This window comes from uncultured Lacinutrix sp. (genome assembly GCF_947500605.1).
In the GTDB taxonomy this organism is placed as follows: Bacteria; Bacteroidota; Bacteroidia; order Flavobacteriales; family Flavobacteriaceae; genus Lacinutrix.
This window is the reverse complement of record NZ_CANMSJ010000007.1, coordinates 106,771-117,594: the sequence shown is the minus strand read 5'-3', so window position 1 is coordinate 117,594 and position 10,824 is coordinate 106,771. Positions and strand designations below refer to the sequence as shown.

The following is a 10,824-nucleotide window of genomic DNA, read 5'->3' as shown; positions in this document are numbered from 1 at the left end:
TAAAAATAATAACTGTTCTGTTACTGAAAATACATTCAGCTCAAATAATAGAAACAAAAACAAATAATATAAGATGAGAAAAGAACAACATCACAAAGGTTGGAATGAGAAAAAAACAAACGATTCGTGGGCAATCTTCAAAATTATGGGAGAATTTGTTAACGGATTCGAAAAAATGAGTCAAATTGGTCCTTGTGTATCTATTTTTGGATCTGCAAGAACAAAACCAGATCATAAATATTATAAATTAGCCGAAAGCGTAGCAAAAAGTATTTGCGAAGCCGGATACGGTGTTATTACAGGTGGTGGACCAGGTATTATGGAAGCTGGTAATAAAGGTGCACATTTAGCTGGAGGAACTTCGGTTGGATTAAACATAGAATTACCTTTTGAGCAGCACGATAATCCATATATCGACAGCGATAAAAGTTTAGATTTCGATTACTTTTTTGTACGTAAAGTAATGTTTGTTAAATACTCTCAAGGTTTTGTTGTAATGCCTGGAGGTTTTGGAACTTTAGATGAGTTATTTGAAGCCATCACTTTAATACAAACTAATAAAATAGGTAAATTCCCAATCATTTTAGTTGGTACAGATTTCTGGTCTGGATTAATGGATTGGATTAAAAGCACAATGTTAGACAAGTTTTCTAATGTGAGTCCTGGCGATTTAGATTTAATTCATTTAGTAGATACAGAAGATGAAGTTGTTACTATTCTTGATGCTTTCTATAAAGAATCTGGTTTAAGCCCTAACTTCTAAAAAAAAAAAAACAAAAAAATAGAGTCTATTAAGACTCTATTTTTTTTTGTTTTAAATTGTTTAAAACTAAGTTTATTCTCTAGTGTCTTTTTTCTTTACGAAGCCTTACATTACTTCTCTACTTCCATATATTAGAAATTATAAACACAATTTTAGTAACACTATTTCGTTACTAATATTACAACTACAATAAAACTTAATTAAGCATTAAGACTTTTAATAATATTTGGCACGAATATTATTTTAATTCGCTTATAATTATGGTAAATAAAAAACCGTTTTTTACTATTTACGTAAGTATATTTAATACATTAAGTCCTCAAATACAAACCGTTTATTATTAAATAAAATTTATAATTATTTATTTATATTTAACTAGAATGTATTAAGTTGCACTAATAGAATCTAATGTTAAACCTTTAAAGTTTTTTAAAATAAATTGAATCTAAATTTTACTTCCTTTTTATCTTGCCTATTTATATGTTTGTTTGCTTCAAGCCAAAACAAAATTGATATTTATGCTACTTTCGATATTGAAAACAAAAGCATAAATATTGAACAGACAATAGAATATTTTAACACATCTAATGTTACTTTAGACACTATATATTTAACAGACTGGAGTAATAGTTATTCGGAAAAAGACACACCTTTAGCTGAACGATTTGCAGAAGAATTTAAAAACACTTTTCATTTTGCTAAGGATGAAGATCGTGGTTTTACACTTATAAATTCAATTAAACAAAACAATACAAATACTAGCTTTTCATATTTAGATAAACATCCAGATATTTTAAAGGTTGTTTTAAACAGTCCATTAGCACCCAACAAAAGCTACACACTTAAACTTAGTTATACAGTACAAATTGCGAACGATAAATTTACACGCTATGGTATAACCGAAGAAGGCGATTATAATTTAAGATATTGGTACATTACTCCTGCCGTTTTTAATGGTGAATGGAAATACTTTAGTAACAAAAATTTAGACGATGCCTTTGTACCAAAAGCAGACATTAGCCTAGAGGTTAACTATCCTAATAATTACACTTTAATAAGTGAGTTGGACGAAGAATTTACTAAAGAGATAAATGAAAACAACACAAAATCTACACTACTAAAAGGTAAGGATAGAATTAATTCTAAATTATTTCTAAATAAAAAAGACACTTACAAAACTGTTGAAACCGATTTTTTTACGGTAGAATCTAATATAGACGAAGAAAACTTAGAACCTGAAGAAGTTGCGATTGTTACAGATAAAGTAGCAGGTTTTATAACTAAAAACTTAGGAAGCTATCCGCATAAAAAAGTACTATTAACAAAAATTGATTACAAGAAAAGTCCTATTTATGGCTTAAACTTGTTGCCAGATTTTGTACGTCCTTTTTCAGATACGTTTCAATACGAGTTAAAAATATTAAAGTCGACTTTACACAACTATCTAGAAAACACTTTACTAATTAACCCAAGAGAAGACCAGTGGTTAATAGATGGTATACAAACGTATTACTTAATGAAATACGTTGAAGAGTTTTATCCAGACATGAAAATTCTTGGAAAGTTAGCCAATGTTTGGGGTGTTAGAGCGTTTCATGCATCGGACTTAAAATTTAACGACCAATACAACTTTTTATACATGCATATGGCACGTTCTAACCTAGATCAGCCATTAGACATGCCTAAAGATTCGCTATTAAAATTTAATAAAAACATTGCTAACAAATACAAAGCAGGTGTAGGTTTAAAATACCTTGATGAGTATATGGATTTAAACTCCATGAATAAAATGCTTACACAATATTTAATAGAAAACAAGCTAGAAACAACAACGTCTGAAGCTTTTAAAGACTATTTAAAAACACATACAGATAAAAACATCAATTGGTTTTTTGATGACTATTTAGGTACTAGTAAAAAAATAGATTTTAAAATTAAATCTGTTGAAAAAACCGATGATTCTCTAACCATTACTATTAAAAATAAAAAAGACCATTTAATGCCTGTCTCTTTATTTACTATTAAAAACGACAGTGTAATATCTAAACAATGGATTGAAGGTTTTAAAGGTTATAAAACTATAACTATTGCAAATAATGATGCCGATAAGCTCGCATTAAATTACGATACCACCATTCCAGAGATGAATTTAAGAAATAACTGGAAATCCTTAGGTGGCTTTTTATCTAACAATAAGCCATTACAGTTTAGATTGTTTAAGGATATTGAAGACCCTAATTACAGTCAAGTATTCTTTATGCCAGAATTTGCTTATAATTTTTACGATGGCTTTTCTCCTGGATTAAAACTCTATAACAAAACACTTTTATCTAAGAACTTCTTGTACAAGTTAAGTCCTAAATACGCTATAAAAAGTAAACAAATTGTTGGTAGTGCTTCTGTAAGCTATGCCGATAGAAGAGAAAACAAAAGAAATTATTACACTAAATATGGTATTGGAGGCGAATACTACAACTACGCTCCTAACCTATCTTATACCTCTTACACTCCATATGTAGATTTTAGATTTAGAGATCCAGACAATTTAAGAGACAATAGAAAGAGTTCTTTAAGCTTTAGATATGTAAATATAGACAGAGAAGTAGATCCAACTGGAGAATTTGAAACCGATGGAGAACCTAAATACAGTGTTTTTAATGCAAGATACGGAGAGAGTGATCCAAATTTAAAAAACTTTAGTGCTTGGAATACAGATTTACAATTGGCTAAAAACTTTGGTAAAATTTCTGCCACTGCAGAGTTTAGAAAACTTACCGAAGGTAACAGACAGTATAATTTACGTCTCTATGCAGGTTCGTTTATATATAATAAGACGTATCAAGATACCGATTTCTTTAGTTTTGCTTTAGACAGACCAACAGATTACCTTTTCGATTACGACTATTTAGGGCGCTCTGAAGAAGCAGGATTATTAAGTCAGCAATTAGTAGTCTCAGAAGGTGGTTTTAAATCGCAATTAGAACCAGCCTTTGCAAACCAATGGATAACAACTGCAAATACAAGTACAACCATTTGGCGTTATATTATGGCTTACGGTGATCTTGGATTGGTTAAAAACCATGGTAAAAACCCTAAATTTGTTTACGATGCGGGAATTCGTTTAAACTTAGTCGAAGACTATTTTGAGCTCTATCTCCCAGTATATTCTAATTTAGGATGGGAAATAGCACAACCTAACTATGACCAAAGTATTCGTTTTATCGTTACTTTATCTCCACAAACATTGCTTAAATTATTCACCAGAAGATGGTACTAAAACATTAGGTAATTCTCAACGTCCTTTTCAATTATTGAATATTTTTTAACTATTCTTAGAGAAATCGTGTTTTTGTTAAAAATTTAGCAATTTTTTAAGACGTTTTCGTATTGCAAAAATCAGTTTTATTAACTAAATTTGTGTTTCAAAAAAACCATAACTATGAGCACAAATTCCGACTTAAAAAAAGAGCTATCCTTTAACGATTTTAAAGCACAGGTTTTAGAAGATTATAAGATTGCTGTTACAAGTCGAGAATGTAGTCTACTTGGTCGCCGTGAAGTTTTAACAGGAAAAGCCAAGTTTGGAATTTTTGGAGACGGAAAAGAAGTACCACAATTAGCATGGGCTAAAGCTTTTGCAAATGGTGATTTTAGATCTGGTTACTACAGAGACCAAACTTTTATGATGGCTATTGGAGCATTAGATATCCAAACCTTCTTCTCTGGTTTATATGCCAACACAGACATCTCTTTAGAGCCAATGTCTGGTGGTCGCCAAATGGGTGGACACTTCTCTACTTTTAGTTTAGACGAAAACGGCCAATGGAATAACCTTACAAAACAAAAAAATTCAAGCTCAGATATATCACCTACTGCAGGCCAAATGCCAAGACTTTTAGGTTTGGCGCAAGCCTCTAAAATTTATAGAAATGTAGAAGGGATTGACGATACTAAGTTTTCTAAAAAAGGAAATGAGATTGCTTGGGGAACTATAGGTAATGCAAGTACAAGTGAAGGTTTATTTTTCGAAACTATTAATGCTGCTGGTGTTTTACAAGTACCAATGGTAATTAGTGTTTGGGACGATGAATACGGTATCTCTGTGCATGCAAGACACCAAACTACAAAAGAAAATATTTCTGAAATTTTAAGCGGATTCCAACGCGATAACGAAGCGAAAGGCTACGAAATACTTCGTGTTAAAGGATGGGATTACGTTGCACTTATTGAAACGTACCAAGAAGCAGCTAAAATTGCAAGGACAGAACATGTACCTGTTTTAATACATGTAAACGAATTAACGCAACCACAAGGACACTCTACTTCTGGTTCTCACGAACGTTATAAAGATAAAGAGCGTTTAGCTTGGGAAGCAAAAACGGATTGTAATGTACAATTACGTAAGTGGATGATAGAAACTGGGATTTCTACAGATGAAGAGTTAATTACAATAGAAAAAGGAATTAAAAAAGCAGTTCGTGAAGGTAAAAAAGCTGCATGGAATGCTTACTTAAATCCTATTTTAAATGAAAGAACTACTATTTCTGAAATATTAACACAAGTAGCCGCTTCAAGTGCAAATAGAGTGTTTATTGAAAAAATAAATAACGAATTACTTGCAATTGCAGAGCCTGCTCGTAAAGATTTAGCTGTAGCAGCAAGACGTGTTTTAAGATATTTAGTATCTGAAGACTCTTCAGCTAAAACTCAATTAACACAATGGATAGATTCTTATTTCGAAGCTATTCAGCCAAAATACAGTTCTCATTTACATAATGAAACTGCATCGGCAGCAGAAAACATAAAAGAAATTAAACCTATTTACGATGGCAGCAACGAAGAAGTTGATGGTCGTGTGGTTTTAAGAGATAATTTTGACGCCATTTTTACTAAATATCCACAATCTCTAATTTTTGGTGAAGATGCTGGAGCTATTGGAGATGTAAATCAAGGTTTAGAAGGTTTACAAGAAAAATACGGAGAGCTACGTGTCGCAGATGCTGGTATTCGCGAAGCAACTATTATAGGTCAAGGTATTGGAATGGCAATGCGTGGTTTAAGACCAATTGCAGAGATTCAATATTTAGATTACATTATGTATGCGCTACAAATAATGAGCGACGATCTTGCAACAGTACACTACAGAACTAAAGGACGCCAAAAAGCACCTTTAATTGTGCGTACTCGTGGACACCGTTTAGAAGGTATATGGCACTCTGGTTCACAAATGGGAGGTGTTTTAAACCTAATTCGTGGTATTCATGTTTTAGTACCAAGAAACATGACTAAAGCTGCTGGTTTTTATAACACGTTGTTAGAAAGTGACGAACCTGCTTTAGTTGTAGAATGTTTAAACGGTTACAGACTTAAAGAGAAAAAACCAACCAATTTTGGAGAATTTAAAACACCAATAGGTGTAGTAGAAACTGTAAAAGAAGGAAACGATATTACAGTACTTTCTTATGGTTCTACACTAAGAATTGTACAAGAAGTTGCAAAAGAATTATTGCAAGTAGGTATAGATGTTGAAGTTATTGATGCACAGTCATTATTACCTTTCGATATAAACCATGATGTTGTTAAGAGTTTAGCAAAAACAAATCGTTTAATGATTATTGATGAAGATGTTCCTGGAGGCGCTTCAGCTTATTTATTAGATAAAATTTTAAACGAACAAAATGGTTACCAACATTTAGATAGTCAGCCAAAAACACTTGCAGCAAAAGCACATAGACCTGCTTATGGTACAGATGGAGATTATTTCTCTAAGCCATCAGCTGAAGATATTTACGAAGCTATTTATGCTGTAATGCATGAAAACAATCCTAATGACTATCCTAAATTGAGATAATATTTCAACATAAAAATAATAAAACAGAGCGTTTACTTTTAGTAAGCGCTTTTTTTATGCTTTAAATTATGATGTATTTTGAAGCCTTTGTTTTAGTTGACTTTGTAAAGAAAATAAGTTAACTTCGTTTACGAACGTTATAGTGCGTTGGAAGGGAACAGTATCTTGAGCATTGTATGCAATTTAAACTCAGCTATAATAATTAACATCTATCAGATAAAGAATATTGAGAAGTCGAACACATATACTAGAAGAAGAAAGTTTATTTGAACTTAAAAGAGCAATTCCGAATGAATGGGTTATTCGAGAAAAACCAAAAGATTATGGAATTGATGTGGAAATTGAAATTTTTACTTCAAAAGGAGAATATACAGGTATAGTATTTTGGGTTCAGTTAAAAGCAACTGATAGTGAGAAAATAAAAGACTATAAATCTATAAGAATGCCAATTGCTAAAATAAGACAATTAGCAACATATGATTTACCAGTAGCTCTTTTTAGATATAATTCAAATAATAGAACTTTTTATTTTGATTGGATTAAACGTTATGCTTATCTTTCTTCTAGTTCAGAAAAGAAAAGTTTTAACATTGAATTTCAAGATTATCATTTATGGTCTAAAGACTCAGCTAATCAAATAATTTTATTTCTGAAAAGTAAAATTAGATTTAGTAATAATTCATTTTCTTTTCCAATTAAAGGTTTTTTAAATAACCTCAATGCACCTGATAAAACCGCTAGAAAACTATCATCAAAGATTTCAAAAAACATTGCATTAATTGAAATCACAAGGGATAGAAACTCGGCTAATCTTGAAATAAATTTATTAGAAAACCGAATTGTTTTAAATCTTTTGGGTTCTTTTGGTGGTTCAATTGGTTATGAAAAAGGAAACCTCAGTAATGAAGATTTAATATTTAAAGCCTTTAAAGATTGCCTAATACTTATACTATTTCAAACAGACAAAGACATTGACTTATTTAAGTTCATAAATGACCATAAGCTTCTTGATGAAGTAATAAATCATCCTGGAATGCTACATTATTTAATGCCAAAATTAATAGCAAGTCAAAGTGGTAATCATTTTACAAAAGAAATAGTTGAACACGTTTTTAAATCTGGAAATCCAATTTCAGCTACAATCATCCAAACTATAATATTTCTGTCAAGCAAAAATATCATTTCTCAAGAAAGAGTTGAATCATACTTTGAACAAGTAATAAAACTTAGTTTAGAATCAGAAAATGAGACATCATTAGCTACTTCTTATTATAATTTTGGAGGATATTACAGAGGCATAAATGTATTTGATAAAGCCATCCATTTTTACAATAAAGCTTATAAAACAGAAAATAATTATTTAAAAAGAGGATATTTCTGTCGTGAATTAGCAGGGATTTTATTTGAACTAGATTTTTTCAGATTAAGTGTTAAATTCTATACAAAAGCAAGTGCATTAGAACCAGACAATATTTTTCTTTTAGCAACTCTTGGAGATGCGGAATTCTATTCTGGAAACTATGAAAAAGCTTTAAATCATTTTGACGATTTTCTAATTAAAAATGCAAATCAAAATCACGATAAATATGAGTTCTCATTAAAATATACAATTTGTAAAGCATTGATTGAAATTTTGGAATTAAAACAACAAAAACGAAATATAAATAAACCTTATGAAATTTTAAAATTACTTACAGAAAAGGAACTAAAAGAATCAAGTAAACTTGATGAACTAATTAAAATTGATGTGCTTAATCCAATTATCTGGAGTTATTTCTCAACTGTATTTCTAAAAGATGAAGATTTGACGATGTTATTTATCTCTTCTTTAATTCAGGCTATACTAATAAAAGGAGATTCTAAAATTTGGGCATATGTAGCAATATTGACTACTTATGAAGGTTCACCTTCAGGATTGTTAAATGATATCGTTAACACAGCATATTTCTACTGTAGAGAAGACTTTATTTCAGAATTACAAGATATGATAGAGTTGGAAGAATATGACAATTTTAAAGGAGATAAATTTTTGAATTATGTAGAGGAATTAATAAAAACACCTAAAGAACACCCAATGGAATTAAGATTTTGGGATGAAGATAAAGTAAAAATAATTGAACTATAAAAAAACCACATACAACACTGTATACAATTTATTGCTGGCTTCTTGCCTGTTTACGAAAGCCCTCGCGAACTTTCTTTGTCGGTAATTATTTATTAAATTAGGTGCTTAAACACTCAAAAACACAATCCTAAAACTAACATTTCATTTTAAGTTCTAAAACATCAAAAAATGCTAACAAAAAAAGATAAAGTTCAACTAAGAGGAAGTATTTTCAGACATCTTGATGGCATTGCAACCGCAACCACAATGTTTTCGTTACACAAAAAAGGTGTTTTAGCTTTTCTGTTGAAAAACAAAACAATAGAACTCTCTAAACTAGTGTCTCATTTTGAAGCTAACGAAGGTTATTTAAATGTTGCACTTCGTGTACTCTGTTCGCAAGGTTGGCTAGCACAAGAATTAGATAATAAAAACAATACAGTTACCTATTCTACTAATAAAAACAGCGAAACTGCTTTTGCACTTGCACACCTTTACGAAGATGCTGTAACTATTTTAAACTATGCTGTACACTTTCCTGTAGAACATATAAGAAGTGATGCCTTTATTGTTTTAGAACGTGTTTTTAAAAAATACAGTGATAACTACGGATTAAACACTCCGGAAGAAAATACAATAGAACATCAAGTTTTAAAACATATTGAAGGTTGTATTGTTGCGCCAATTACTGTAATGCTAGGCGTTAACGGCTTGTTTCATAAATATTTTATGGAAGCTTCTTTTGCTGCCGAAGAATACCATAAAGATCCAGAAAGTTTCAAAAAAATATTAGATTTCTTAAGTCATTTAGGATGGTTTAAAAAGAAAAACGGAAACTACCAGTTTACAGATCAAGGTTTGTTTTTTGCCAAACGTGCTTCCGCCTACGGTGTAACTGTTTCTTATTTACCAACATTTTTACAATTAGACGAGTTGCTTTTTGGTAATCCATTGGTATTAAAATCTGAAGATGGCGAAACCGAAAAACACGTACACAGAGAAATGAATGTTTGGGGATCTGGAGGTGCACATTCTACTTATTTTAAGGTGATAGATCAAGTTATTATAAAGCTTTTTAATAAACCAATAGACGAGCAGCCAAAAGGTATTTTAGATATGGGTTGTGGTAATGGTGCTTTTATTCAGCATATATTCGATGTTATCGAACACCAAACGCTACGTGGTAAAATGCTTGAAGAATATCCGTTACTACTTGTTGGAGCCGATTTTAATAAGGCAGCATTAAAAGTAACACGCGCCAATTTAATTAAAGCCGATATTTGGGCTAAAGTAATTTGGGGAGACATTGGCAGGCCCGATTTATTAGCAAACGATTTACGAGAAGATTATAATATTGAACTTAAAGATTTACTAAACGTACGTACCTTTTTAGATCATAATCGTATTTGGGAAGTACCTAAAAACCCAACGGATCGCGTAAGTAATTCGTCTGGAGCATTTGCTTATAAAGGCAAGCGTATTAGTAATAATCTAGTTGAAGATTCTTTATTAGAGCATTTACAAAAATGGAAACCTTATGTAGAGCAATTTGGTTTGCTAATAATAGAGTTACATACAATAAACCCAAAATTAACAGCTAAAAACATAAGTAAAACTGCAGCAACGGCATACGATGCTACACATGGTTATAGCGATCAATATATTTTGGAAGTCGCTGTTTTTAAGAAAATTGCAGAAGAAGCAGGATTAAAACCAGATGCAAATCATTTTTCTAGATTTTCAGATAGCGATTTAGCAACAGTAAGTGTAAATTTGCTTAAAGGATAATTTATGCTAAAAGAAAACGATTTAACCACAAGAGATTGGCTTGCTATAGAACGTACCAAGTTAGCCAACGAACGTACTTTTCTAGCCTATTTTAGAACATTTATTGTATTTCTGGGCTCTGGTTTTACCATATTGAAGCTAGAATTTTTAACCGAGCTTAAAAGCCTTGGAATAGCCTTATTAATAATAGCTCCAATAATTTTAATTATTGGTTTAGCACGCTTGTTTAGAGTAAAAAGCACCATTAAAAAACATTATAAAGTATAATTTCTCATTCCTGCGAAGTCAGGAATCTATTATATTTGAAATCGTGAATCG

At 31.0% G+C, this 10,824-nt stretch carries 6 protein-coding genes; all 6 read left to right on the top strand.

The window, feature by feature from the left end; genetic code table 11:
• Window positions 1-73: 73 nt before the first annotated feature.
• The 6 genes from Q0935_RS11305 (at window position 74) to Q0935_RS11280 (ending at window position 10,773) form a co-directional block, all read left to right on the top strand.
• Complete coding sequence (locus tag Q0935_RS11305; protein WP_299253747.1) at window positions 74-763, top strand: TIGR00730 family Rossman fold protein; 690 nt, start codon at window positions 74-76, stop codon at window positions 761-763.
• A gap of 439 nt (window positions 764-1,202) precedes the next feature.
• Window positions 1,203-4,040: a metalloprotease gene (locus Q0935_RS11300; protein ID WP_299385953.1), complete on the top strand. Its 2,838-nt coding sequence runs from the start codon at window positions 1,203-1,205 to the stop codon at window positions 4,038-4,040.
• A gap of 162 nt (window positions 4,041-4,202) precedes the next feature.
• Complete coding sequence (locus Q0935_RS11295) at window positions 4,203-6,614, top strand: thiamine pyrophosphate-dependent enzyme (protein WP_299385950.1); 2,412 nt, start codon at window positions 4,203-4,205, stop codon at window positions 6,612-6,614.
• Window positions 6,615-6,840: 226 nt separating this feature from the next.
• On the top strand, window positions 6,841-8,739 hold the full coding sequence (locus Q0935_RS11290) for a DUF4365 domain-containing protein (protein ID WP_299385948.1): 1,899 nt from the start codon (window positions 6,841-6,843) through the stop codon (window positions 8,737-8,739).
• Window positions 8,740-8,907: 168 nt separating this feature from the next.
• Complete coding sequence (locus Q0935_RS11285; RefSeq protein WP_299385946.1) at window positions 8,908-10,506, top strand: class I SAM-dependent methyltransferase; 1,599 nt, start codon at window positions 8,908-8,910, stop codon at window positions 10,504-10,506.
• A 3-nt stretch (window positions 10,507-10,509) separates the two neighbouring features.
• On the top strand, window positions 10,510-10,773 hold the full coding sequence (locus tag Q0935_RS11280) for a DUF202 domain-containing protein (RefSeq protein WP_299253730.1): 264 nt from the start codon (window positions 10,510-10,512) through the stop codon (window positions 10,771-10,773).
• Window positions 10,774-10,824: the final 51 nt, after the last annotated feature.

Excerpts from the sequence above, each read along its gene's own strand:
- Q0935_RS11295 (WP_299385950.1), top strand. The coding sequence starts at position 4,203 with ATGAGCACAAATTCCGACTTAAAAAAAGAGCTATCCTTTAACGATTTT.
- Q0935_RS11280 (WP_299253730.1), top strand. The coding sequence starts at position 10,510 with ATGCTAAAAGAAAACGATTTAACCACAAGAGATTGGCTTGCTATAGAA.
- Q0935_RS11305 (WP_299253747.1), top strand. The coding sequence starts at position 74 with ATGAGAAAAGAACAACATCACAAAGGTTGGAATGAGAAAAAAACAAAC.
- Q0935_RS11285 (WP_299385946.1), top strand. The coding sequence starts at position 8,908 with ATGCTAACAAAAAAAGATAAAGTTCAACTAAGAGGAAGTATTTTCAGA.